Source organism: Cupriavidus phytorum, from assembly GCF_003254285.1.
Lineage (GTDB): Bacteria > Pseudomonadota > Gammaproteobacteria > Burkholderiales > Burkholderiaceae > Cupriavidus > Cupriavidus phytorum.
Genome location: NZ_QKZN01000005.1, coordinates 130,584 through 155,154 on the forward strand (window position 1 = coordinate 130,584; position 24,571 = coordinate 155,154).

Sequence of the window (24,571 nt, forward strand, 5' to 3'; positions counted from 1 at the left end):
CATCTTCTTCTAGCGCGGGAAGGCCGGGTCCGCGCGGTTCTGGAAGGTCGGGCCTTGCGCCTTATTGTCCTCCACTTTGCCGACCTGTGGGTTGGCCCAGCTGCCCGAGATCCGGTAGTGCTGGGTGAACATCTTGGAGAACTCGTCGGCGAACAGCAGCTGCGCGGCGAGCGTGCCGATGCCCAGCGCCGGGTTGATAAAGGCCGCCGCGATCGACGTGGTGGTGGCGTTGATGCGCGGCACCACCTCGACGCGCAGATCCTGGGTCTCGCGCAGCAGGTCGGCGGTGCCGCTCATGCTGGCGATGATCTGCGGGCTGCGCAGCTTGAAATCCTGGATCGTGCCGACGCCGTTCTCGATGGTGCCGCTGCCGGTGATGCGGTCGAACAGCAGACCGCGTCCCGAGAGCGTACGGAAATCCAGCGTGGCAAAGCGCAGCAGGCCCTGCAGGCTGAGCACGCCCAGCAGGCGCGCCGCGCCCGGCTCGACGCTGAGGATCTGGCCGTTCTCCAGGTCCAGCGACAGCTTGCCGGTCAGCGTCGGGTAGTCGATCGACAGCGGCGAGCCGCGCCACGCCACGCGGCCCTCGAGCTTGCCCTTGCCGTCGCTGAGGGTATGTGGGAGCCCCAGCCGGTCCAGTGTCGCGCCGGCATCGCGCACGTCGATGGCGAACGACAGCAGCGTGCGGCGCTCGGCGCTGGCGTCGGCGCGCAGGCGGCGCGGCACGCGCCAGCTGCCATTGCCGTTCAGGGTGGCGCCGGGCTGTTCGATCTGCAGCTTGTCCAGGGTCCAGACCGGATCGGTGCCACCGGCGCCGGTCTCGGTATGCGCCTTGACCTCGAGCTTGCCGAAGTCGTGGCCGCGCAGCATGAACTGGTCGGCGACCAGGTCGATCGCGGGCAAGGTGTCGATGCTGCTGGCCAGCGCATCGACCACGTTGTGCTCGTCGTTGGCATCGGGCACGTTCAGTCGCGCCAGGCGCAAGCGCAGCGAACCGGCGGCAGCCGTCGCGCCCGGGCGCCATTGCACCGCACCGGCAACCTGGCGCGAGTCGACCCTGGCGTTCCAGCCGTCGGCCTCGCGGCTGGCGTCGAGCGCGACCTCGTCTAGCGTGCGGCCCATGCCGTGTAGCGTGCGCGCGCGCAGCGCGATGCGGCTGGGCAGGAACGGCGAGGGTGGCTCGTCGGCGCCCGCGCCGCCAGCACCGCCGGCGAAGGCCGCGCGCCAGGCATCGATATCGAGCTGGTCGAAGGTGGCCGCGGCGCTGACGCCCGCGGCCGGCAACGGCGCCGCCTGCTGCACGCCGATGCCGCCGGCCAGCACTTCGAGGCCGCTGGTGCCGCTACCACTGCCATCGCGGCGCAGCAGGTAGCGGGCGTTGAGCACATTGCCAAGCTGCAGCGCCAGTTCGTCGGTGGCGGCACGCGCGGCATTGGGCGCGGCCGGGCGCAACTCCACGCGCAGCGGCAATGACGGCGACGCGGCCTTGGCCAGCGGCGCCGGCAGCTGCAGCGCCATGCCGTTGAGGTCAGAGTTCAGCTGGACCTGCAGCTGCCGTTCGCGCACGCCGATCACGGCGCTGTAGCCGGTGGCGCCTTCCAGCCGCGCTGCCAGCGGCGCCAGCGCCGTGCCCGCGGCGGCCTCGCGCAGCCCGGCGGCCGAGGCCTGGCCGTTCGCGCTCACGCGTGTGGCGCCGTCCGGCTGGGTGCCGCCGGCCAGGCGCAGCTCGCCGCCAAGAAAGCGCGCGCGCAGGTTCTCGAGCCCGAAGCCACGCTCGTTGAAGGTGATGACCCCGCTGGCATTGCCCAGCGGCGGCAGCTGCGGGCCGAGCACGACATCGTTGCCCGGAAAGCGGAAGCGGCCATCGACTCTGGCGGCGTCGGCGTGCTCGAGCGGCATCTCGAGCTTGAGCTTGAGCTCGCCGTGGCCGCCGGCCCGGGCCGCATCGGCCACGTGCCCGGTCCATTCGCGCACCGGCGACGCGTTGATGTAGCGCACGAAGCCCTGCACCGGCCCGGTGGCGCTGCCGTCGATGGCGAGCTTGCCGCGCGGGCTCAGGTCGTCGATGCGGCCGCTGACATCCTGCAGCGTGACGCCGGCAATGTCCTGCACCGTGGCCCGGCGCGCCAGGAAGGTCATGCCGCCGCGGTCGAACACCACGCGCCCGGCGATGTCGGTGAACACCGGCCACGACGATGCGCCGGCGGCGCCATGGGCCGGCTCGTGGGCCGCGTCATGCGGCGCGATCTGGTAGCTGACGTGTTCGATCGGCACCTCGACGCGGAACTCGCCCGCCTTCTCGTGCGGTGCGTGGAACGGGAAGTGCGCCAGGTCGCCGCGCAGCACGAAGCTGACCCCGGCAGCCTCGCCACCGGTAAGCGCGCCGGACAGGTAGTGGCGGGTCGCGGCGGGAATGCTCAGCGGCAGGTAGCGCGGCACCCGCGCGACTTTCGCACGGGTCATCTCGCCGGCCAGGTCGGCGATGCCCGAGACGCCATCGCCGCCTTCGCGCCAGCTGCCGCGCACCGAGCCGGCGGCGTCGGCATTGGCAAAGCGCACGCCGTCCAGCGTCACCGCCAGCTTGCCGTCGCGGCGCTGCCAGCGCACGTCGCCGGCGATCTGGTCGAACGGCAGGCGCGGGTCTTCGAACAGCCCCGGCAGCACCAGCGCCGCGTCGTTGCCCTCGAAGCGCGCGCTGCCCTGCTGGTCGTCGAGGGTGAAGGTACCGGACAGCCGCGAGAAGCCCGGCGTGCCCAGGCGCGGATGCCCGGCGGCGTCGAGCGCCGGCACCGCGGGCTGCCCGTTGATCGAGACCTCGCGCAGCGTGCCCTGGATGCTGTAGTGCGGCTTGCCGCCGCCGCGCTCGAGCATGCCGGTGCGCGCGCGGGTCCAGCTGACGTTGAGGTTGTCGATGTGCCCGGCTGGCTGCAGCGCGCGCAACTGGCGCAGCACCGCGGTATCGATCGGCATCGAGGTGGCCAGCGCGCGCACCGTGTTCAGGTCCAGCGAGGGCGCCTTCAGCGAGAACTTGTTCAGCGTGCCGTCCTTGGCCCGGGCCCAGCCGATGGCGACCTTGCGCATGCCTTCGCGCCAGCTGCCGTCGGCCACTGCGGGCGCGTTGCTGGCATCGGGCACCGCCGGCTGCTGGGCCTGCAGCGGCTGCCACAGCAGTGTGTCGACCGTCAGCAGGTTGCTGCCGTCGCGCTCGGTCCGGTGCAGCAGCAGGGCCTGCGCGTTGGCCAGCCGCAGCGGCGCGGCGGCGCCGGCCAGTTGCAGGTCGACACCGCTGGCGCGCAGCCGGGTCTGGCTGCGCACGATGCGCCCCTGGCGGAATTCGATGCTGCCGTCGGTGCTGAAGGTGCCGCTGGCCACGCGCTCGAACATCGCCAGGTAGCGCTGCAGCACCGGCAGCTGCAGCTGGCCGAGGTCCCAGGTGGCCTGGCCGGTCCAGTGGCGCCAGTTGCCGGCGCTGTGCAGGTAGTCGTCGCGGAAGGTCGAGCGCACCTCGAGCGGGCGCGGGCCCAGCGCCGGCGAGCGCGCTTCCAGGTGGAAGGTGTGGCGCGCGCCGTCGCGGCGGGTGTCGAGGCGGATCTCGCCGATGTCGAGTTGCGGCAGCCGCGCCTTTTCGTCGAGCCAGCGCAGCTTGCCGTCGGACAGCGCCACGCGTCCCTGCGACATCAGCCAGCCCAGGAAGCGGTCGTCGTCCTGCTGGCCGCCGGTGGCGTCGACCACCATGCCGGCGACCAGCAGCCGGCCCTCGGGGGTGCGGCGCACCAGGATGTCGGTGCCGCTCGCGCCCAGGCTGACGAACTGCAGGTTCATGCTGACCAGCGAGCGCCACGCCAGCTTGCCGTCGAGGACGGCGGCCGACAGCAGCGCGCGCTGCTGGCCGTCCACCGCGCTCAGGCCGCGCGCGCGGAAGGCGGGGTGCCAGCCGTCCCAATAGGTTTCCAGCGAGCCGATCTTGACCTGCGCCGACAGCGCCTGCGAGCCGCGCTGTTCCAGCCACTCGCGCGCGGCCGAGGCCTGCGGCCACAGCACGAAGCGGATCAGCAGGCCCGCCGCCAGCGCCAGCACGGCCAGCACCAGCGCCACGCGCACCAGCGCGCGCCCGAGGCCGCGCCAGAACGGATGGCGCACGGCCGCCACGGCAGCGCGCGTACCGGCGCGGGCCAGTGCCCCGGCGCGCGCCCACGCGGAGTTCCGCCGGCGGGCGTCAGGGGTGTCAATGCCAAGGGAACCAGTGGGCGTAGCGGGCAGCGTGGTGGCGGCCTCGTGCCCGCCCGCGCCGCCATTGGGGGGAGAACCGTCAGCGGGTTGTGGGGCGCGGCTGGACATGCGCAGATTATCCGACAATACTAGCCGCTCTCCAATCTGGTGCCCGGCCGGCTAAAACAAGAAATGCGCAAGCTGCGCGCACCGCGGCGGGGTACCCCTGGCCGCACCTTTCGCACTTTTGCTCGCATTTCAAATACTGGAATGACTGCCTCTGATCCGACGAGTTCCGCCGCCGGCGCCGCCGCTGACCAACATGGCGCGCGCGCCACACCGGAACCCGCCCAGGCGGCGTCCGTCGCATCAGGGCAGGGGCCCGGCACCATGGCTGCCGGCGCCTTTGCCGTCACCGCGGCGCAGGCGCTGCAGCCGGATGGCGAAGGCGCCCGGGCAGGCGGCGACGTATTGTACTCGGCCGCGTACTCGCACTACGCGCGGCGCGTGCTGCAGGCCCGCCCGGAGCTGCCGGAAATCCTCGCCGCCGCGGTGGCCCAGCCGCTCACGCGCGCCTGGATGGAAACCCGGCTGCAGGCGCTGCATGCGCCCTCGGCCGACGCCGAGGACGCCGCCAAGCGCGCGCTGCGCCGGCTGCGCGCCGAGGTCATGTGCGCGGTGATCGAGCGCGACCTGCGCGGCCTGGCCACGCTCGGCGAGGTCACCGGCGCCATGACCGACCTGGCCGAGCTGGCGATCCAGCACGGCCTGGCGGTGCTGGGCGACGATCTGGCCGCGACCTTCGGCCGCCCGGTCGGCGCCCACAGCGGCGAGGTGCAGGAGCTGGTGGTGGTGGGCATGGGCAAGCTGGGCGGGCGCGAGCTCAATGTCTCGTCCGATATCGACCTGATCTTCCTCTACGACGAGGACGGCGAGACCCAGGGCGGCCCGCGCACACTGTCCAACCACGAGTATTTCATCCGCCTGGGCCGCCGGCTGATCAACCTGCTCGCCGACGTGACCGCCGATGGCTACGTGTTCCGCGTCGACATGCGGCTGCGTCCCAACGGCGATGCCGGGCCGCTGGCCTGCAGCCTGGGCATGCTGGAGGAATACCTGGTGGTGCAGGGCCGCGAGTGGGAGCGCTACGCCTGGATCAAGGGCCGCGTGGTGTCGGCGCTGGACTCGCCCCATGCGCAGCGGACCGCTGCTCTGCTGGCGCGGCTGACCTCGCCCTTCGTGTTCCGGCGCTACCTTGACTACGGCGTGATCGCGGCGATCCGCTCGCTGCATGCGCAGATCCGCAGCGAGGCCGCCAAGCGCAGCGGCGGCCTGCCCGGACACGGGGTCAACCAACGCTCGTTCAATATCAAGCTGGGCCGCGGCGGCATCCGCGAGATCGAATTCATGGCGCAGGTGTTCCAGCTGATCCGCGGCGGCCAGGATCCCGCGCTGCGGATCCGGCCGACGCTCGAGGTGCTGGCGGTGGCGGTCGAGCGAGGGCTGCTGCCCGCCGGGCAGGCCGGGCAACTGGGCGACGCCTACCGCTTCCTGCGCCAGCTCGAACACCGGCTGCAATACCGCGACGACGCGCAGACCCACCACCTGCCGACCTCACCCGACGAGCAGCACGCGGTGGCACAGATGATGGGCTGCGCCGACTGGACGGCCTTGCTGGCGCGGCTTGCCGCGCTGCAGGAACCGGTCGCGCAGCAGTTCGAAGCGACCTTCTCCGATCCCGACGCCGGCCCGTGCGAAGCGCTGTGGCCGGACATCGTCATGGAAGACAGCGCCGCGCGCGCGCAGGACAACCCGCGCCAGGACCTGTCGCAAGAGGCAGCCGACAGCGCGGTGCCGTGCCAGCGGCTGCAGGCCGCCGGCTTTACCGACTGCAATGCGCTGCTGGACCGGCTGCGCGCGATCGCCGCTTCGCTGCGCTATCGCGCGCTTTCCGAAGCCAGCCGCGCGCGCTTCGACCAGCTGGTCAACCGCGCGCTCGACCTGGCCGCGCGCCAGGACGATCCCGACAGCACCATCGGACGCTTTATCGACTTCCTCGAGGCGATCAGCCGGCGCGCCTCCTACCTGTCGCTGCTGTCCGAATACCCGCAGGCGATGGACCGCGTCGCGCAGACGCTGCATGCCTCGCGCTGGGCCGCCGCCTACCTGACGCGCCATCCGCAACTGCTCGACGAACTGCTCGACAGCGACGCGCTGGCCGGCGCGCCCGACTGGGCCGCGTTCCGCAAGCGCCTGCATGAGCGGCTGCTGGCCGCGGAGGGGCAGGTCGAGCAGCAGATGGACATCCTGCGCCGCGAGCACCATGCCGAGACCTTCCGCGTGCTGCTGCAGGACCTGCAGGGCATGCTGACGGTCGAGCAGGTGGCCGACCGCCTGTCGGACCTGGCTGATGCCATGCTCGACGCGACCCTGGAAACGGTGTGGCGCCAGCTCGCCACGCGCCATCGCGAGGTGCCGCGCTTCGCCGTGATCGCCTATGGCCGGCTGGGCGGCAAGGAGCTGGGCTATGCCTCCGATCTGGACATCATCTTCCTGTACGACGACGAACACGAGCGCGCGCCCGAGGTCTACGCCGCCTATGCGCGCCGCCTGATCACCTGGCTCACCAGCCATACCGCGGCCGGCGCGCTGTTCGACGTCGACACACGGCTGCGCCCCAATGGCGCTGCGGGGCTGCTGGTGACCAGCTTCGACGCGTTCCGCCGCTACCAGCTGCGCGAAGGCGACAACACCGCGTGGGTGTGGGAACACCAGGCGCTGACGCGCGCGCGCTTCTGCGCCGGCGACGCCGCCATCGGCGCACGCTTCGAAGCGCTGCGCGGCGAGGTGCTGTGCCAGGAGCGCGACGCTGCGGCGCTGCGCAGCGAGATCGCGCAGATGCGCGGCAAGGTGGCCGAGGGCCATCCCAACCCCACCGACCTGTTCGACCTGAAGCACGATCGGGGCGGCATGGTCGACATCGAATTCACGGTGCAGTACCTGGTGCTGCTGCACAGCCGCGCCCATCCGCAGCTGACGCGCAACGCCGGCAATATCGCGCTGCTGCGCGAGGCCGGTGAGCTGGGCCTGATCGATGCCACGCTGGCGCTGGCGGTGGGCGACGCCTACCGGCTGTTCCGCGCGCGCCAGCACCAGATGCGCCTCGACGGCCAGGTCCATGCGCGCGTGGCGCCGGCGTCGATGGCCGCGCAGACCGCGGCGGTGGGCACGCTGTGGCGGGCCGTGTTCGGTGAGGACTGACGCCGCGGGGGCGCCGGCACCTGCCGGCGCATCGTGGCCGGGGCTGCTGGCGGCGGTGGCGCTGGTATGGGCGCTGTCGGCGGCGTTCACCTTCCTGCCGTGGTGGCATGCGCATGGCCTGTACCTGCGCGATGCGGTGCGGGTGGACGGCCAGTGGTGGCGCCTGGCCACGGCGATGTGGGTGCACCTGGACGGTCATCACTGGCTGGCCGACATGCTTGCCGCCACCGGCGTGCTGGCGATCTGCGCGCGCGTGGCGCGGGTGCGCAGCCTGTTGCTGGTGCTGGTGGCGTGCGGCATCGCGGTGCAACTGGTGCTGCTGCGGGTGCCGGCGATTGCCTGGTATGGCGGGCTCTCGGGCGCGCTGCACGGGCTGGCGCTGTGGGGCGCGCTGGGGCTGCTGCGCGCGCCGGGACTGGCACGCATCACTGGCGTGCTGCTGTGCCTGGGCGTGCTGGCCAAGGTCTGGGTGGAACAGTCGTGGCTGGCGCCGGTGGTGTTCGATCCGGCGTGGGGCTTCGGCGTGGTGCGCGTGGCGCACGCGGCCGGCGCCGTCGCCGGCCTGTTGTGCTGGGTCTTGCAGGAGTGGTGGCTGGCGCGGCGGCCGGCGCGCGATAGCGACGGACGATAGCGGCGGGCGATAGCGGCGCCGCCGCCTGAGCACCACCGCTGCCGCTAGACGCGGCGGCGCAGCGCGAAGCCGGTCAGTCCCGCCAGGGCGAGCAGCAGCGCGCTCCACAGCGGCACCGCGCCGCCGCCACCGCCGCCATCCGCGGCCGGTGCCGGCGCGGCCTGCGCCGGCGGCATGCCGAGCGCGGCCAGCAGCGCGCCGTCGGCATCGAGCAGCCCCGCGCCGCATACACCGGGATTGGTGGTGCAGAAGGTGCCGGAGGGATGCGGGCGCGCCGAACTCTTCAGTGCCGCGGTGACCTGTGCCGGCGTCAGCGAGCCGTTGAGCGCGAACATCATCGACACCACGCCCGAGACCATCGGCGTGGCGAAACTGGTTCCCGCCGACGACGCCACCACGTAATTGCCCAGCGACGTCTTGCCGTCGTTGCTGAGCGTGCGGATCACCGAAGGCGTGACCGTGCAGCGGCCGTCGACCACCTGCGAGTTGCCGCAGCCGCCGCCCGGCGCGCTGATCGCCACCTGCGGGCCGACGTTGGCATAGCTGGCGTTTTCGCCGCCGTTGGCGTGCGCGGTGACCGCGATCACGCCGCTGCAGTCGGCCGGCGCCTCGACCGCGCCGCGGTTGTTGCCGGCCGCAGCCACCACTACCACGCCGCGCGCATTCAGGTCGTTGACGGCCTGCTGTTCGATGCCGCTGCAGGTGCCGCCGCCCAGGCTGATATTGACCACGCGCGCCGGGTTAGGGTTGTCGGGCACGTTCGGCACCGGCAGGCCACCGGCCCAGCGCATGCCGTCGACGGTGTCGGACAGCAGCGCGCCGCAGCGTCCCGACACCCGCACCGGCAGGATGCGCGCATTCCAGTCGACCCCCGCGATATCGCGCGAGTTATTGGTCAGCGCCCCCAGCACGCCGGCCACGCGCGTGCCATGCCAGCTGTTGTTGGTCGGTTCCGGCGTGGGCGTGCTGCTGCCCGGGCAGGTGAAGCCGGCCGGCAGGCCGTCGCCGGCATCGGTCGGATCGCCGTCGCGGCCGTCGCCGTCATTGGAGACCGTGGTGGTGCTGATGAAGTCGAAGCCGGACAGCAGCCGACCCTGCAGATCGGGATGGGGGAGGATGCCGGTGTCCACCACCGCGACCACCATGCCGCTGCTGCCGCCGGTGCGATCCCACGCACGCGGCAGGTTGACGCCGCCGACGGCGGTGCCGGTGCCCTTCAGGTACGGCTGGTTGACCTGGAACTCGGGATCGTCGGGCAGGGTGTCGTGCAGGCGCAGCCAGCGGTCGGGCACGGCGTCGGCCACGCGCGGATCCTGGCGCAGCCGTGCGGCCGCGGCCTCGGGGTCGGCGGCAAAGGCGTCGGGCACCTGCAGCAACTGCAGGTTGCCGCCCATCGCGCGGCGCGCCGTGACGGCAATGCCGGTGCGTTCGCTCAGCTGCTTGAGGGCTTCGGCGGCAGCCGGCGACTTGCCGTCGACCGCGGTGGTGCCGTCGCGCCAGCGCACGATGATATGGCCGGTATAGGCCGGTGCGGACTGGGCGCCGGCTGCCAGCGCCGTGCCGGTCGGGACCGCGCCGCATGCAGCGGCGGCGGCCAGGGCGATGATCCGCCAGCGGCGGGCCGCGAAGCTGCGGCAGGGAACGGACAACGCGGACAGCGCGGATTGCGGCATGGATCTCTCCTCCCAGGGGCGTAGCGCGCTCGGGCCGGGCCGGCGCGTGGGCATGTTATGTAGCGAATACGATGCCGCCGGGTTGTGCAAGGCCGGCTTTGGCATCATCCGCGTCCGTTAATGCGGCGTTCCGTACAGATTTGGCCCCGCGCTAGCGCGCCGGCATGTCGCGGCTGGTGGGGATATTGCGGCTGGGCTTGAGCAGCCGGTCGGGTTCGGCGGTCTCGATGCGCGGCGTGGCGCGCAGCGTGTCGACGGCCTGGTCGAGGGTGGCGTCGGCCGACGGCGAGATCGCCGTGACCAGCCAGACCCCGCCCGACATCGGCCGCTTGACCACGTAGCGGATCGGGCCCTTGATCTCGGCCAGCAGCTTGCCGGCGTCTTCGGACAGGTCCACCGCGGGCGGCTTGAAGCGGACCATGATGTCGCCGAGCGCACGGTCGTCGCTGATGCTGCCCGGCGGCGGCGCCGAAGCCTTGGGCTGGGCCTGGCAGGCGGACAGCGCCAGCAGCGCGGCCGAGGCGGCGGTGGCAATGGCCAGCACCGCGCGCAGCGAGGCGCGCGGGCGGTGGCCGGTGGGCGGCGCTGGGCGGGTCATGGGGAAGCTCCTGTCGATAAATAAATTGGCGCGCTGCCACGCAAGGCTGCGCAAGGTGGCGCGAGCCTTAGCCGGCGGCGGCGCGGCGGCCGCGCTTGCCGTCCTTGCCCGCGCGCGCGGGCTGGCCGGTGCCGCTGTCGGCCATGCCCTGCGCCAGCATCTCTTCGGCATGTTGCAGCGTCGTGGCGGTGACGGTGGCGCCGCCCAGCATGCGCGCGGTCTCGACCACGCGTCCGGCCGGGTCGAGCACGCGGATGCGCGAGCGCGTCACCGAGGCGTCGGCTTCGGCCGTGGTTTCCTTGCTGACCAGCAGGTGCGTGCCGGCCTGTGCCGCCACTTGCGGCAGGTGGGTCACGCACAGCACCTGGCGCGCGCGGCCCAGTTCCTGCAGGCGCCGGCCGACCACCTCGGCGACCGCGCCGCCGATGCCGGTGTCGACCTCGTCGAAGATCAGCGTGGGCGTGGGCGAGGCTTCGCTGGTGATCACCGAGATTGCCAGGCTGATGCGCGCCAGTTCGCCGCCGGAAGCGACCCGGGCGAGCGGGCGCGCGCTGACGCCGGCGTGGCCGGCCACCAGGAACTCGACCTGCTCGAGGCCGTAGCTCTGGCCTTCGTCGAGCGCATTGAGCGCCGCGACAAAGCTGCCGCCGGCCATCGACAGGCCCTGCATGGCGTCGGTGACCGCGCCGGACAGCGCCTGCGCGGCCTGCTTGCGGGCATGGCTGAGATGCTGCGCCAGCGTCAGGTAGGCGGCCTTGGCGGCAGCTTCGCGCGCCATCACCTTGTTCAGGTCCTGCGCGGCCTGCAGGTCGTCGAGCTGCTGGCGGCGCGCGAGCAGCTCATCGGCGAGCTGCTCGGGCGGCAGGCGGTACTTGCGCGCAGTGGCGTGCAGCGCCTGCATGCGCTCTTCCACCACCTGCAGCCGCTCGGGGTCGAGCTCGAGCCGGTCGACATAGCGCGTCAGCGAATGCGCGGCTTCCTCGGCCTGCACCTGCGCCGGCTCGAGCGCGGCGAGCACGTCGCGCAGCGCGGGGTCGACATCGGCCAGCTGCTGCAGCCGGTGCACGATGCCGTTGAGCGCCGACAGCACCGAGCCGTCGGCCTCGGACAGCGCGTCGAGCGCGGCGCGGCTGCCGTCGATCAGGCCGGCGGCGTGCGAGAGCCGGTTGTACTCCGACTGGATCTCGTCCCATTCGCCCGGCTGCGGGTTGAGCTTGTCCAGCTCGCCGACCTGCCATTCGAGCCGCTCGCGCTCGAGCTGCATCTCGCGCGACTGGTGCTCGACCGCTTCGCGCTGGCGCACGCAGGCACGCCAGGCACGCCAGGCCTCGGCCACCGCGGCGGCCTGCTGGGTCAGGCCGGCGTGGGCGTCGAACAGCAGCCGCTGCGCATCCGGGCGCAGCAGTTGCTGGTGCGCATGCTGGCCATGGATATCGACCAGCTGGTCGCCGACTTCGCGCAACTGCGCCAGGGTGGCGGCGGCGCCGTTGATAAAGGCCTTGCTGCGGCCGCCGGCATCGACCGTACGACGCAGCAGCACGGTCGGCACGCCGCCGTCTTCTTCGCTGTTGAGCTCGCGCTCGGCCAGCCACGCATCGAGCGCGGGATGGGTCGAGAAGGTGGCGCTGACGCTGGCGCGCGGCGCGCCTTCGCGCACCACGCCGGCATCGGCGCGCTCGCCCAGCACCAGCGCCAGGGCATCGATCAGGATCGACTTGCCGGCGCCGGTCTCGCCGGTGAACACGGTAAAGCCGGAGGCGAAGTCCAGGTCGAGGGAGTCGACGATGACGAAATCACGGATGGACAGGCTGCGCAGCATCGTGGCGGAGAAGGGTGGTCGGTCCGATGAAGGGTCGGGCTCGGGCTGAGGGGCGGCTGGATGGCGCTCAGAGGCGATTGTCTTCGGACGGGTATTCGTGCCAGTGCAGCTTCTTGCGCAGCGTGGCGTAGTAGTTGTAGCCCACCGGGTGCAGCAGGTTGATGGTCTTTTGCGAGCGCCGCACCACGATGCGGTCGCCAGGCAGCAGCGAGGTCAGCGACTGCATGTCGAAGTTGACGCTGGCGTCGCGCGCGCTCGCCACCTCGATCGTGACCTCGGCGTCGTGCGGCAGCACGATCGGCCGGTTCGACAGCGCGTGCGGGGCGATCGGCACCAGCACCACGCCCGACAGCGTGGGATGCAGGATCGGGCCACCGGCCGACAGCGCGTAGGCAGTGGAGCCAGTGGCGGTCGACACGATCAGGCCGTCGGAACGCTGGTTGTACATGAAGTGCCCGTCGACCGAAACCGCCAGCTCGACCATGCCGGAGATGCCGGAGCGGTTCACCACCACATCGTTCAGCGCCAGCGCCGAGAAGATGTCCATGTCGTCGCGCACCACGCGCGAGGCCAGCAGCAGCCGGGTCTCGGACTCGTAGCGGCCGTCGAGCATGTCGGGCAGCACGGTGTGCGCGTCTTCCAGCGCAATATCGGTCATGAAGCCGAGCCGCCCGTGGTTCACGCCGATCAGGGGCACGTCATAGCCGGCCAGCTGGCGCGCGATGCCCAGCAGCGTGCCGTCGCCGCCCAGCACCACGGCGACGTCGGCCTGCGTGCCGATCTCCTCGGCGGACAGGGCGGGGTAGGCGGTCAGCCCGGTGGCCAGCGCGGTCTCGCGCTCGAACACCACATCCTGGCCGTTGCGCAGGATATAGGAGGCGATCTCTTCCAGCGGCCCTTCGATGCCGGCGGTGGAGTACCTGCCCACCAGGGCGACGGTCTTGAATGGAGTGCGCACGGCGCTGGCTTTGGCTGGGGCGGACATGCCGGGATTAGACCATACCGCCGTGACGGTTGTCAGCAGGCGCCGGCGGCCCATCCGGCGGCCCGTCCTGCGGCACATCGGGCCGGTCCGCCAGAAGGTCCAAAACTTGCGTAAAATCGGGGCATCATGGATGAACGTTCCAAAACGCTGCTCAAGACCCTGATCGAGCGCTACATTGCCGAAGGCCAGCCGGTCGGTTCCCGCACCCTGTCGAAGTACTCGGGGCTGGACCTGTCGCCGGCGACGATACGCAATGTGATGTCCGATCTCGAGGAAATGGGTTTTATCGCCAGCCCGCACACGTCGGCCGGGCGCATCCCGACGCCGCGTGGCTACCGGCTGTTCGTCGACTCGATGCTGACCGCCAAGCCGCTCGAGCGCAACGCCGACCTGGCCGAACTGACCGGGCAGATCCAGGACCAGCTCGGCGGCCAGCAGCTGGGGCCGCAGCGCATGATCACCGCGGCGGCGCGCACGCTGTCGAACCTGTCGCACTTTGCCGGCGTGGTGATGACGCCGCGCCGCGCGCAGGCGTTCCGCCAGATCGAGTTCATGCGGCTGTCGGACAAGCGCATCCTGCTGATCATCGTCAGCCCCGAGGGCGACGTGCAGAACCGCATCATCCAGACCGAGCTCCCATACACGCCGGCGCAGCTGATCGAGGCCGCCAATTTCTTCAACTCGCACTATGCCGGCATGAGCTTCGACACCGTGCGCAGCCACCTGCGGCTCGAGTTGCAGGACCTGCGCCGCGACATGTCGCAGCTGATGCAGGCCGCGGTCGAGGCCGGCAGCGTTGCCGAGGACGAGGACGACGACCACGTCTACATCAGCGGCGAGCGCAAGCTGCTCGAAGTCGACGACCTGGCCTCGAGCATGGACAAGCTGCGGCGCCTGTTCGACGTGTTCGAGCACAAGACCAGCTTGCTGCAACTGCTGGACGTGTCCAGCCATGCGCAGGGCGTGCAGATCTTCATCGGCGGCGAAAGCCAACTGGTGCCGATCGAAGACATGGCGGTCATCACCGCGCCGTACGAGGTCGACGGGCAGATCGTCGGCACGCTGGGGGTGATCGGCCCCACGCGCATGGCCTACGAGCGTGTGATCCCGATCGTCGACATTACCGCGCGGTTGCTGTCGAGCGCGCTGAGCCAGAACTAGTGGTCCGGCGTTCCGGTCTGACCGGCGGCTCCATTCCCGCCGCGCGGGCCCGGCGCCGCGGCGCCGCGCCCGTCCCATCCCGGCATCGCGCCAATCCGGAAGCGACATGACGTTTTCTCCCGAACCGGCCTACCAGCACGGCCAGGCGCCGCGCACGGCGATCCTGCTGGTCAACCTGGGCACTCCCGATGCCCCCACGCCCAAGGCGGTGGGGCGCTACCTGAAGCAATTCCTGTCCGATCCGCGCGTGGTCGAGATCCCGCGCGCGGCGTGGCTGCCGTTGCTGTACGGCGTGATCCTGCCGCTGCGCTCGCGCGCGTCGGCGCTCAAGTACGAATCGATCTGGCTGCGCGAGGCCCATATGACGGGCTCGCCGCTGCTGGTCTACAGCGAGCGCCAGGCGCACGCGCTGCAGCGGCTGCTGCACCATAACGGGCACGACGTGACGGTGGCGTGCGCGATGCGCTACGGCAACCCGTCGATCGCCTCGGTGATGGAAGCGCTGCGCCGCCAGGGCTGCGAGCAGGTGCTGGTGCTGCCGATGTATCCGCAATATTCGGGCACTACCACGGCGACCGCCTTCGACGAGGTGTTCCGCGTGCTGGGTCAGTGGCGCAACCAGCCGGAGCTGCGGCTGGTCAAGCATTTCCATGACCATCCCGCGTATATCTCGGCGTTGCAGCAGCAGGTCGCTGCCTACTGGAGCCGGCACGGCATGCCGGATTTCGCCCAGGGCGACAAGCTGATCCTGTCGTTCCACGGCGTGCCGCGGCGCACGCTGGAACTGGGCGATCCCTACCACTGCGAGTGCCTGAAGACCGGGCGCCTGCTGGGCGAGGCGCTGGGCCTGCAGCCGGGGCAGTACCAGGTGACGTTCCAGTCGCGCTTCGGCAAGGCCGAATGGCTGCAGCCCTATACCGCGCCGACGCTGGCGGAACTGGGCAAGGTCGGTGCCGGACGGGTGGACGTGTTCTGCCCGGGCTTTCCGGCGGACTGCATCGAAACGCTGGAAGAAATCGCCATGGAAGGCCAGACTGAGTTCAAGGTCGCGGGCGGCAAGGACTTCCATTTCATTCCATGCATGAACGATGCCGCGCCGTGGGTCGCGGCGATGGCGGAGATCGCGCTGCAGCACCTGCAGGGCTGGCCGCTCGCCACGCCGCATGCGCATGAACTGGAAGCGCGGCGCACGCGTGCGCAGGCGCGGGGAGCGGCGGCATGAATGTGGATTTCGAGGCGGATGCGCGCCAGCGCATCGACAAATGGCTGTGGTGTGCGCGTTTCTTCAAGACGCGCTCGCTCGCGGCCGAAGCGGTGGAGCGCGGCAAGGTCACGGTCAACGGCCAGCTGTGCAAGAACTCGCGCGAGGTCAAGCCCGGCGACAAGGTTGCGCTGGAAGCACACCAGCAGCGCTGGGAGCTGGAAGTGAAGGGCATCGCCGCGGCGCGCGGCCCGGCGCCGGTGGCGCAGACGCTCTACCAGGAAAGCGCCGAGAGCCAGTCGCGCCGCGCCGCCGATGCCGAGCGCCGGCGCCTGCAGCCAGAGCCGTCCGCGCAGATCCAGGGGCGCCCGACCAAGCGCGACCGCCGCCGCATCGACGACTTCAACGGCTGAATGGCAGCGCGGCGGCACCGTTGCCGGTGCCGCCGCGCGTTGGATCGCCAAGTGGGGCAGCTTATTCCTGCGCGACCTCCTGGCTGACGAAGGGAACGATGTAGTGCTTGAACACCGCCTTGCCGCTGCCATACTCCGTATCGCGCGGGGTGAAGGCGCCGGACAGGCAGATAAAGGCGGTCATGACCGCCAGTGCGGCCACGAGGCACAGCGTCACGACTGGGAGCTTATGCATGGCCAACCTTTCGGAAGCGGCACAAAAATGAACCATCTCCTGGGCCCTCGACATTTTTGTCATTTTTCTTACTAAGAATCTTAGTGAGGGCATTGGCGCAAAGCAATAAGGCGTCGATTGCAACGGGCCGGGCTTTGTAACCGTGTGTTTCGGCGTCGCGCCGGCGCCACTCTTGAAATGCGGCGAGCTGCCACCACCTGCATCGGGCACACGCCGATTTACCACCCGCGGCCAGCCCCACGGCGGGCCGCGACACTGCATTGATACGGATCGACATGGAAGACCAGAAGCAGACGCCATCCAACCAGACTGCGACGCCTGCGGGCGATGAGGCGGCCAACGCCACCAACGCCGCCACCGCCAGCCCGGAGACCGGCGCGCCCGACACTGCGGCTACCGCCGCGGACGACGTGGCGGCCCAGCTGGCCGCCCTGGAAGCCAAGGCCAGCGAGCATTACGACCTGTACATGCGGGCCGTGGCCGAAGGCGAGAATATCCGCCGCCGGGCCCAGGAAGATGTCGCCAAGGCGCACAAGTTCGCCATCGAGAACTTTGCCGACAACCTGCTGCCGGTCATGGACAGCCTGCAGGCCGCGCTGGCCGACGGCTCCGGCGATATCGCCAAGCTGCGCGAAGGTGTGGAGCTGACCGCGCGCCAGCTGGCCGCCGCCTTCGAGCGCGGCAAGATCGTCGAGCTCAACCCGGTAGGCGAGAAGTTCGACCCGCATCGCCACCAGGCCATCTCGATGGTGCCGGCGGAGCAGGAGCCCAACACCGTGGTGACCGTGCTCCAGCGCGGCTACACCATTGCCGACCGCGTGCTGCGTCCGGCGCTGGTCACGGTGGCCGCGCCGAAGTAAGCCGCGCCACTGCCGTCCCGTCACGGCCCGACGCCCGGTGCCTGCCGGCCCGGGCGTTCGTCATTGGCGGCGTGCCTCGTCCGGGCGAACCGCATCAGGAGCGAACCATGAGCACCGAACCGCAAGCCGGCGCGCCGGATCCGTCCGCGGCCCCGCATCTGGATCACCGCGCCTTTGACGCCTTTGCCATGCGCGAGGTCGACGACGCCACCATCGACGGCGCCATTGCCGCCGCCGGCGACGCGCTGGTGTGCGTGTTCTTCTGGGGCGTGGACTGCTTCAACTGCGAAATGGCCAAGAAGGCGATGCTGGCCAATCCCGGGCCGGTGCGCGCGCTGGACTTGCACTGGCTGCACGCCAACGTCTATGCGCACCCTGAGTTGGGGCGGCGCTTCGGCCTGCACGGCATCCCGGTTTTCATGTTCTTCCATAACGGCAAGAAGCTGGGCCGGGCCACCGGCTGGCACGGCCACGGGCAGTTTGCCGCGGCCGTGGCCAATGCGCGCCTGAAGGCCAGCGGCAAGCCGCTGGCGGGCTAGCGCGCCCCGCGCCTGCGCGCATCAGCGCGTCAGCGCATAGCCGATGCGGAACTGCCAGGGCAGCTTGTGGTTGTAGTCGAGCAGGCTTTCGCCATAGCCGACGAAATATCCCGCCATCAGGTACCCGGCCGTGCCGGGGATCAGCCGCGCCATCGGGTAGGTCAGCTGCGCGTCGACACTGCCGTACCACTTGCGCGTGCCCTTGCGCAGCGTCGCCGAGAACTCCCATGAATCCGGCCGCCCATAGGCGATGCCCAGGTCCATGAAGCCGCGGTAGTGGGCGATGTCCGGGTTGTCGGCCTTTTCCACATAGGCGTACAGCTTGGGCGCGACGCGCCAGTGCCAGTCGTTCTGGTCGCCGAAATAGAAGGTCGGCTTGACGAATACCGTATTGATGCTGCGCGATTCCACGCCGTTGCGGCCGTTGGATTCATGCTCCAGGCCGGTGGCCAGCGACATCCGGCTGATCACGCTGTTGCGCACGCCGGTATCCGACAGGTAGTAGAACAGGCTGGGCCGGTAGTTGGTGTCGCGGAACGGCGCCGAATCTTCGTTCAGGTCCCACAGCGAGAACTGGGTGTAGCTGAAGTAGAGGTTGTCGAACAGGCGCTTCGACGCAGGATCCTCGCCCTCGAAGATGCGGTACTTGAAGCTGAACTGGAATTTTGCGTTGGCGCCACCGTGCGCGCCGACCATGAAGTACATCGGGTCGTGGAACGACAGCCGGGCGCTGTCGCGCAGGTCGGCCGGGGCGGGGGCCGTGGCCGCGGCCGTGGTGATCCCCGTCACCGGGACGGGCGCGCTGTCGGCGACTTCAGGGCTGTCCACCGTGGCCGGCGCCTGGCTGGCCACCGGCGGCGTCGAAGTGGCTGCCTCGCCCGGCTGCGGCAGCCGGTTCAGCGTGACCAGCACCGGCGCGGCGTCGATGCCGGTGGCATCGAGCCGCACCTGGCCGCGCAGCACCGGGGGCAGCGTCACGGTGTAGCGGATGGCGCGATGCTCGCCACGGCGCAGGTTGACCACGGCGGGGCCTGAGACTTCGCGCCACAGCACCAGCCGCACCGGCGCCTGCATCTCGCCGGAGGCGGTCACTTCGAGCGTGTCGGGAATACGGTAGCGGCGCGTGGCAGTGTCGGCCGACACCACCAGGGTCAGCGTCAGCGGCTGGTTGCCGTCGATCACGCGCGGCGGCTGCAGCAGCGCCACGCCGGCATGGCCGGTCAGCGGCCAGGCCAGCATCAGCGACAGGCAGAGCGGGGCGACGGCACGGCTGACTGGCGCCAGGCGCTGCCGAGTGAAAAAAGCAGTAGGGGGCATGAAGAAGCGCGACGTTGCCGGGTGATGGCAACGTAACTAGGGGAAAACACGGAGCCCAAAGCCTATCACGCATGCCCGCAACGGCTTGTGAGGAATTGTACGCTGCACTTTTTGCGCGTACCGGCGGGGCGCGCTCAGCGGTTGGCGCGGCGCCTGACGCAGTCGACGTAGTGGTCGCCGTCCGGCGGCTGGCCGGTGCGCTGGGCCTGCCACAACATCTCGCCCAGGCATTCCATCACCTGGTGCTGGGCTTCGTGCGGGGAATCGAGCCGGCGCGCGAGCGCCTCGTAGGCCTGGCGGATGCCGCGCGGCTGGTCGACCGAGACCTGCTCCGAAATCGACAGGTGCATCGCCAGGTGCAGGAAGGGATTGGTCTGGCCCTGCTCGGGGGTGTAGTCCTGCGCCAGTGCGCCTTCGGTGTCGCGCAACAGCTCGTGGTACTCGGGGTGCTCGCCGATCCAGTCGACGGCGATGGCTTCCAGCGGCGTCAGCACGCCGCCTGCGATTTGCTTCTGCCAGGCATCGCAGAAGAACCGGCGGACTTCTTCTCGTGAGGGATTGAACATGGTGGCGCCATTGTAGACGACGGGGGCGACCCTTGCCGGCGGCCCGACGGTGGTCGAAATGGCGGCGATGGTCCCAAGTAGAATGCGGGATCGCCGACTTCCTGCCTGCCCGATGAGCGCTTCCGCCCCCACCGCCCCGACTGCTGCCCGCGACAAGCTGGCCGGCGTGCTGCTGATCGCGGTCTCGGCCAGCGCCTTCGGCGCCATGGCCATCTTTGCGCGCTTTGCCTATGCCGCCGGCGCGGACGTGTACGGCCTGCTGCTGGTGCGCTTCCTGCTGGCCGCGGCGGCGCTGGCGTGGGTGATGCGCACGCGCGGCATCGCGCTGCCGCCGTGGCGGCGCGTGCTGGCGCTGGCGGCGATGGGGGGCATCGGCTATGTCGGCCAGTCGTTCTGCTTCTTCAGCGCGCTCAACCATGCGCAGGCCAGCCTGGTGGCGCTGCTGCTGTACCTGTACCCGCTGTTCGTGACCATCCTGGCGGCCATCTTCCTGAAGGAGCGGCTGACCACCGCCGCGGTGGTGGCGTTGGTGCTGTGCTCGGTGGGTGCCGGGCTGACCGTCGGCGGCGGCGCGGGGTCGCCGCTGGGAATCGCGCTGGGGCTGGCGGCAGCGGTGATCTATTCGGTCTACATCATCGTCGGCGCGCGCCTGACCGCCGGCGTCAATCCGATTGCCACCACCACCGTGATCTGCATCGCGGCGGCGCTGGTCTACGGCGTCGTCGGCGCGCTGCGCGCCGGCGCGGGCACGCCGCCGCAGTTCCCGGCCGATGCCGGCGGCTGGCTCGCGCTGGCGGGGATCGCGCTGCTGTCGACCGTGCTGGCGATCCTGACCTTCTTTGCGGGGCTGCAGCGGCTCGGTGCGGCGCAGGCGTCGATGCTGTCGACGCTGGAGCCGGTGGTCACCGTGGTGCTGGCGGCCTTGCTGCTGGGCGAGCAGATCGGCGCGGCACAGGCAGTGGGCGGCGGCCTGATCCTGGCGGGCGTGCTCTGGCTGACCCGCCGCGGCAGCGCACCCGCCCCGGCGCGCGCCGACATGCAAGGGAATTGAACGGATTGCTCAAAGGTGCTGTCGTGGGGCGAGCCGGCGCTTGGGTACAATCGCGCCTTCTCTTACCTCCCGTACAGAAAGGACGCGCATGTCCCAGATCGACCAAGCCGCGCTGGCGCAACTGTTCACCGAGGCCCGCACGCACAACGTGTGGCAGGACCGCCATGTGGACGACGCCGTGCTGCACCAGATCTATGAAGCGATGAAGTTCGGCCCGACCGCTGCCAACAGCAGCCCCGCGCGCATCGTGTTCGTCAAGAGCGCCGCCGAGAAGGCGCGCCTGGTGGACTGCGTCTCGGCCGGCAACGTCGACAAGACCCGCTCGGCGCCGGTGACCGCGATCATCGCCTTCGACACCGCCTTCCACGACCAGCTGCCCAAGCTGTTCCCGCACGCCGACGCCCGCTCCTGGTACGCCGGCAACGACGCCAAGATCGCCCGCGACGCGCTGATGAACAGCTCGCTGCAGGGCGGCTACTTCATTCTCGCGGCGCGCGCGCTGGGCCTGGACTGCGGCCCGATGGGCGGCTTCGACGCCGACAAGGTCAACGCGGCGTTCTTCCCGGACGGCAAGTGGCAGGTCAACTTCCTGTGCAACCTGGGCTATGGCGTCGCCGACAAGCTGTACCCGCGCGGCCCGCGCCTGTCGTTCGACGAAGCCTGCCGCATCGTCTGAGCGCGCTGCTTGCCAGCGAACAAAAAAGCGACCCGTGGTGGTCGCTTTTTCTTGGGCTTGCCTGGCGCAGCGATCAGGCGGTCCATTCCTGCATGGGGTTGCAGGCCAGGTAGCTGCGCGGCTCGCCGATGCCGAGCCGTGCGCGCGCCGCGTCGATCGGTTCGTGCAGCAGCTTCTCGTAATCCTCGCCCAGCAGCCAGCTGGCGCGGCGGCCCAGCCGGTAGCCCTCCAGCACGGCGCGCGCAAAGGCCAGGCTGCCGGTCACGCGCAGGCTCTTCAGCGACGCCGCGATGGCGATGATGGCCCAGCCCCTGCCGCCGGTCTGCGCGTAGCTGAATGCCACCAGCGCGGCTTCGCCCAGGCTTTCGTCGGCGCGGTAGCCGGTCAGCACGTGCCAGATATCGTGGATATCGCGCGTGCGCCGGCCGAACCACAGGTAGGCGTCCTCGAGCACCGGTTCCTGGTCCAGATTAGACACCTTGGCCAGTCCGTCCGCGCTGTATCCGGTCTGTTCGAGGAAGGCGCGATAGGCGGCGCCGACCGTGCCCGGCGCGAAGCGCGCCACGTAAGCGGGATCGGACAGGCGCTCGGCCAGTTCGATGCGCTGGTAGACCATGCGGCGCCCGTCGTGCGTGGCCAGCAGGCGGCTGAAGTTGCGCGGCATCGACGGGCCGTTGAGCGCGCGCATGATGCGGAATACCTGCTCGGTGTCGTTGCCGTCCGCCATCAGCTTGCGCACGGCGCGCAATGCGGCGAAGAGATCCTGCTTGTAGGGGTTGGAACCGGTCGTGGTGGTCATGGGCGGTCTCCCGGGATCAGGCGAACTGTGCCGGTCGTGGCTCGGACAACTGCATGCGCGCGGCGGCGGTACGCACGAAATCGACAGTGGTATCGATCGCGGTCACCGGCAGCATATGCCCGCCGTTGACCAGGGTCAGCGTGGCGCCCGGCACCCTGGCCACCAGCGCTTCGCCATGCTCGGCGAAGTCGAGGATGCGGTCGTCGCGGCCGAACAGCACGCTGACCGGCACGCGCAGCGTGCCGTAGTCGCGCAGCAGCGCAGGCAGGCTGTGCGCGGCGCCGATCAGGTCTTCCGACGCCGCCAGGAAATGGCACGGGCGTAGCGCCAGCAGCCCGCCGCCGCGGGTCGGGAAGTCGTCCGGCACCGGGTCGGGGCCGAAGACGATATCCATGACCTCGGCGCGATGGCGGATCGACATCGGCACCACCAGGGTCCACGCCAGCAGCCAGCGCTGCCATGCGCGCGGCACGGTCATGGCCCGGAACACTGGCGAGATCTCCCTGGGCGGATGCGTCAGCGGCGCGATCAGTGCCAGGCCGCCGACGCGTTCCGGGTGCCGGATCGCCAGCGCCAGCGCGATCGCGCCGCCCAGCGAATGGCCCACCACCAGCGGCCGTTCCAGGCCCAGCCGGTCGCACAGAGCGGCGAGCGCGTCGGCCTGCGCGGGCAGGTCGGCGGCGCTGCCGGGCGTGCGCGTGGAATGGCCGGCGCCGGGGCGGTCGACGGCGATGACGCGGAAGCTCTCGGCCAGCGGCGCGATCATGCCGTAGCCGAAGTTCTCGAGCTGGCCCGACAGGCCGTGCACCAGCAGCAGCGCCGGGCCTTGCCCGCGCTCCACCACATGCAGCCGCGCGCCAGGCACGTCGATAAAGCGGCCCGGCGGCGGCATCGCGGCTTCGATGCGGCGTGCGGTGCGCCAGGTGTACAGCCATAGTGCGATGCCGGACAGCGCGAGCAAAGCCAGTAGCAGGGCCAGGGCGATGAGCGCGACGGTCATGGCTGTACCTCGCTGGCGGCGACGGCCGCGACGGTGCTGGCCCCGGTTGCCTCGTGCGCGTTGCGCGGCTCGCGCAGCGGCGGTGGCGCGCCGAACTGCAGCACGCCATCGGCGATGCGTCCGTACCGTATCGTCAGCAGGTCTTTCAGGTAGTTCTGGTGCACGCGCCACGGCTTGCGGTCGCCCTGGCGCGGCAGCACGCCGGCGGCGCGCTGCACGTAGCCCGAGGTGAAATCGAGGAACGGCGTCGGCTGCACCGCCGCGGGCGCGCGCGGCACGGCGATGCGGTGGCCATGGCGGTCCATGTGGCGCAGCAGGCGGCAGACGTACTCGGCGGTGAGGTCGGCCTTGAGCGTCCACGAGGCATTGGTGTAGCCGAACGCCAGCACCAGGTTGGGCACGTCGCTGAGCATCATGCCCTTGTAGGCCAGGCAGTCGGCGGGGCGGCGCGGCTGGCCGTCGACGCTGAGCGCAATGTCGCCCAGCATGTTCAGCTTCAGCCCGGTGGCGGTCACCACGATGTCCGCGTCCAGCGACTTGCCGCTGGCCAGCTCGATGCCGCGCTCGGTGAAGCGCCGGATGGTGTCGGTCACCACCGAGGCGCGGCCCTCGCGCAGCGCGCGGAACAGGTCGCCGTCGGGCACCAGGCACAGGCGCTGGTCCCAGGGCTTGTAGCGCGGCGTGAAATGCGTCGCCACGTCGAAGCCCGGTGGCAGCTGCGCCGCGGCCATGCCGACCAGGCGCGTCTTGACGCGTTCTGGCCGGCGCCGCGCCAGCTGGAAGAATGTCATGCCGAGCAGCACGTTCTTCCAGCGCGTGGCGGTGTAGGCCAGCCGCTCCGGCAGCACGCGGCGCAGGGTGCGCGCAATGGCGTCCTCGCCGGGGCGCGACACGATATAGGTGGGCGAGCGCTGCAGCATGGTCACGTGCGCCGCGCGGGCGGCCATCGCCGGCACCAGCGTGACCGCGGTGGCGCCGCTGCCGATCACCACCACGCGCTTGCCGGCGTAGTCCAGCGACTCGTCCCAGAACTGCGGGTGCACGATGCGGCCGCGAAAACGGTCCTCGCCGTCGAACGCGGGACGATGCCCCTCGGCATAGCTGTAGTAGCCGGCGCAGACATAGAGCAGGCGCGCACGCACGCGCACGCGGCTGCCGTCGGCGCTGCGTTCGGCTTCGACGGTCCAGCACGCGTCGGCGCTGTCCCACGCCGCGCCGACCACGCGGTGGCCGAAGCGGATCTGGCGCGTGATGCCGGCTTCCGCGGCGGTCTCGCGGATATAGGCGCGGATCGACGGGCCGTCGGCGATGGCCTTGGCGCCGCGCCAGGGCTTGAAGCGATAGCCCAGCGTGTACATGTCCGAATCCGAGCGGATGCCGGGGTAGCGGAACAGGTCCCAGGTGCCGCCGATGGCGTCGCGCGCCTCGAGGATGGCGTAGCGCTTGCGGGGGCAGCGCCGTTGCAGCTGGCGCGCCGCACCGATGCCGGACAGGCCGGCGCCCACGATCAGCACATCGAGCACTGCGTCATCGGAACTGGCATCGCGCATGGGAGGCATCCGGTCAGTGACACTTCT

General features: G+C 70.6%; 20 protein-coding genes. 9 read left to right on the forward strand and 11 right to left on the reverse strand.

Going from position 1 to position 24,571, the window contains the following annotated elements:
* Nucleotides 1-9: 9 nt before the first annotated feature.
* Nucleotides 10-4,338, reverse strand: coding sequence for a YhdP family protein (locus C7416_RS14785; RefSeq protein WP_181461245.1), 4,329 nt, complete (start codon nt 4,336-4,338; stop codon nt 10-12).
* 261 nt (nt 4,339-4,599) lie between these two features.
* Here C7416_RS14785 and glnE point away from each other — a divergent pair, with 261 nt between their 5' ends.
* Complete coding sequence (gene glnE / locus C7416_RS14790) at nt 4,600-7,470, forward strand: bifunctional [glutamate--ammonia ligase]-adenylyl-L-tyrosine phosphorylase/[glutamate--ammonia-ligase] adenylyltransferase (protein ID WP_373424934.1); 2,871 nt, start codon at nt 4,600-4,602, stop codon at nt 7,468-7,470.
* Nucleotides 7,460-8,101 (forward strand): rhombosortase, encoded by a 642-nt coding sequence (rrtA, locus tag C7416_RS14795; RefSeq protein ID WP_111519622.1) that lies wholly within the window; start codon nt 7,460-7,462, stop codon nt 8,099-8,101. The genes glnE and rrtA overlap by 11 nt, the downstream gene beginning before the upstream one ends.
* Before the next feature lie 44 nt (nt 8,102-8,145).
* On the opposite strand, the gene mprA is transcribed toward rrtA, so the two are convergent.
* The 4 genes from mprA to C7416_RS14815 all read right to left on the reverse strand — a co-directional run bounded on the left by mprA (nt 8,146) and on the right by C7416_RS14815 (nt 13,176).
* Nucleotides 8,146-9,774 (reverse strand): MprA protease, GlyGly-CTERM protein-sorting domain-containing form, encoded by a 1,629-nt coding sequence (gene mprA / locus C7416_RS14800; RefSeq protein WP_111519623.1) that lies wholly within the window; start codon nt 9,772-9,774, stop codon nt 8,146-8,148.
* A gap of 151 nt (nt 9,775-9,925) precedes the next feature.
* Entirely contained in the window at nt 9,926-10,372 is a 447-nt protein-coding gene (locus tag C7416_RS14805) for a hypothetical protein (RefSeq protein WP_111519624.1), read from the reverse strand.
* A gap of 67 nt (nt 10,373-10,439) precedes the next feature.
* Nucleotides 10,440-12,191: a DNA repair protein RecN gene (gene recN, locus C7416_RS14810; RefSeq protein ID WP_111519625.1), complete on the reverse strand. Its 1,752-nt coding sequence runs from the start codon at nt 12,189-12,191 to the stop codon at nt 10,440-10,442.
* A gap of 67 nt (nt 12,192-12,258) precedes the next feature.
* The gene (locus C7416_RS14815; RefSeq protein WP_018006940.1) at nt 12,259-13,176 is read right to left on the reverse strand and encodes an NAD kinase; all 918 of its coding nucleotides are present in this window, start codon (nt 13,174-13,176) and stop codon (nt 12,259-12,261) included.
* Between the two features lie 126 nt (nt 13,177-13,302).
* Here C7416_RS14815 and hrcA point away from each other — a divergent pair, with 126 nt between their 5' ends.
* The 3 genes from hrcA (at nt 13,303) to C7416_RS14830 (ending at nt 15,951) form a co-directional block, all read left to right on the forward strand.
* On the forward strand, nt 13,303-14,337 hold the full coding sequence (gene hrcA / locus C7416_RS14820) for a heat-inducible transcriptional repressor HrcA (RefSeq protein ID WP_111519626.1): 1,035 nt from the start codon (nt 13,303-13,305) through the stop codon (nt 14,335-14,337).
* A 106-nt stretch (nt 14,338-14,443) separates the two neighbouring features.
* Nucleotides 14,444-15,559, forward strand: coding sequence for a ferrochelatase (gene hemH / locus C7416_RS14825; protein WP_111519627.1), 1,116 nt, complete (start codon nt 14,444-14,446; stop codon nt 15,557-15,559).
* Nucleotides 15,556-15,951, forward strand: a complete 396-nt coding sequence (locus C7416_RS14830) for an RNA-binding S4 domain-containing protein (protein ID WP_018006937.1) — start codon at nt 15,556-15,558, stop codon at nt 15,949-15,951. Before hemH ends, C7416_RS14830 begins: the two co-directional genes overlap by 4 nt.
* A 61-nt stretch (nt 15,952-16,012) precedes the next feature.
* On the opposite strand, the gene C7416_RS29165 is transcribed toward C7416_RS14830, so the two are convergent.
* Entirely contained in the window at nt 16,013-16,186 is a 174-nt protein-coding gene (locus C7416_RS29165) for a hypothetical protein (RefSeq protein WP_181461246.1), read from the reverse strand.
* Nucleotides 16,187-16,461: 275 nt separating this feature from the next.
* On the opposite strand from C7416_RS29165, the gene grpE reads away from it, so the two are divergent.
* Together grpE and C7416_RS14845 are read left to right on the forward strand one after the other, a co-directional pair.
* The gene (grpE, locus tag C7416_RS14840) at nt 16,462-17,046 is read left to right on the forward strand and encodes a nucleotide exchange factor GrpE (protein ID WP_111519629.1); all 585 of its coding nucleotides are present in this window, start codon (nt 16,462-16,464) and stop codon (nt 17,044-17,046) included.
* A gap of 107 nt (nt 17,047-17,153) precedes the next feature.
* Nucleotides 17,154-17,585 carry a thioredoxin family protein gene (locus C7416_RS14845; RefSeq protein WP_111519630.1) on the forward strand — a complete coding sequence of 144 codons (432 nt, stop codon included), beginning with the start codon at nt 17,154-17,156 and terminating at the stop codon, nt 17,583-17,585.
* A 21-nt stretch (nt 17,586-17,606) separates the two neighbouring features.
* Here C7416_RS14845 and C7416_RS14850 read toward each other — a convergent pair whose 3' ends face one another.
* Complete coding sequence (locus tag C7416_RS14850) at nt 17,607-18,902, reverse strand: phospholipase A (protein ID WP_111519631.1); 1,296 nt, start codon at nt 18,900-18,902, stop codon at nt 17,607-17,609.
* A gap of 134 nt (nt 18,903-19,036) precedes the next feature.
* Nucleotides 19,037-19,468, reverse strand: coding sequence for a DUF1841 family protein (locus C7416_RS14855; RefSeq protein ID WP_111519632.1), 432 nt, complete (start codon nt 19,466-19,468; stop codon nt 19,037-19,039).
* A 112-nt stretch (nt 19,469-19,580) separates the two neighbouring features.
* On the opposite strand from C7416_RS14855, the gene C7416_RS14860 reads away from it, so the two are divergent.
* The gene (locus tag C7416_RS14860; RefSeq protein WP_111519633.1) at nt 19,581-20,519 is read left to right on the forward strand and encodes a DMT family transporter; all 939 of its coding nucleotides are present in this window, start codon (nt 19,581-19,583) and stop codon (nt 20,517-20,519) included.
* An 88-nt stretch (nt 20,520-20,607) separates the two neighbouring features.
* Nucleotides 20,608-21,195, forward strand: coding sequence for a malonic semialdehyde reductase (locus C7416_RS14865; RefSeq protein WP_111519634.1), 588 nt, complete (start codon nt 20,608-20,610; stop codon nt 21,193-21,195).
* Between the two features lie 73 nt (nt 21,196-21,268).
* Here C7416_RS14865 and C7416_RS14870 read toward each other — a convergent pair whose 3' ends face one another.
* The 3 genes from C7416_RS14870 to C7416_RS14880 are packed head-to-tail and all read right to left on the reverse strand — an operon-like array spanning nt 21,269 to nt 24,544.
* Entirely contained in the window at nt 21,269-21,994 is a 726-nt protein-coding gene (locus tag C7416_RS14870; RefSeq protein ID WP_111519635.1) for a Coq4 family protein, read from the reverse strand.
* A 16-nt stretch (nt 21,995-22,010) separates the two neighbouring features.
* Nucleotides 22,011-22,994: an alpha/beta fold hydrolase gene (locus C7416_RS14875; RefSeq protein ID WP_111519636.1), complete on the reverse strand. Its 984-nt coding sequence runs from the start codon at nt 22,992-22,994 to the stop codon at nt 22,011-22,013.
* Entirely contained in the window at nt 22,991-24,544 is a 1,554-nt protein-coding gene (locus tag C7416_RS14880) for a flavin-containing monooxygenase (protein ID WP_111519637.1), read from the reverse strand. Before C7416_RS14880 ends, C7416_RS14875 begins: the two co-directional genes overlap by 4 nt.
* Nucleotides 24,545-24,571 lie beyond the last annotated feature (27 nt).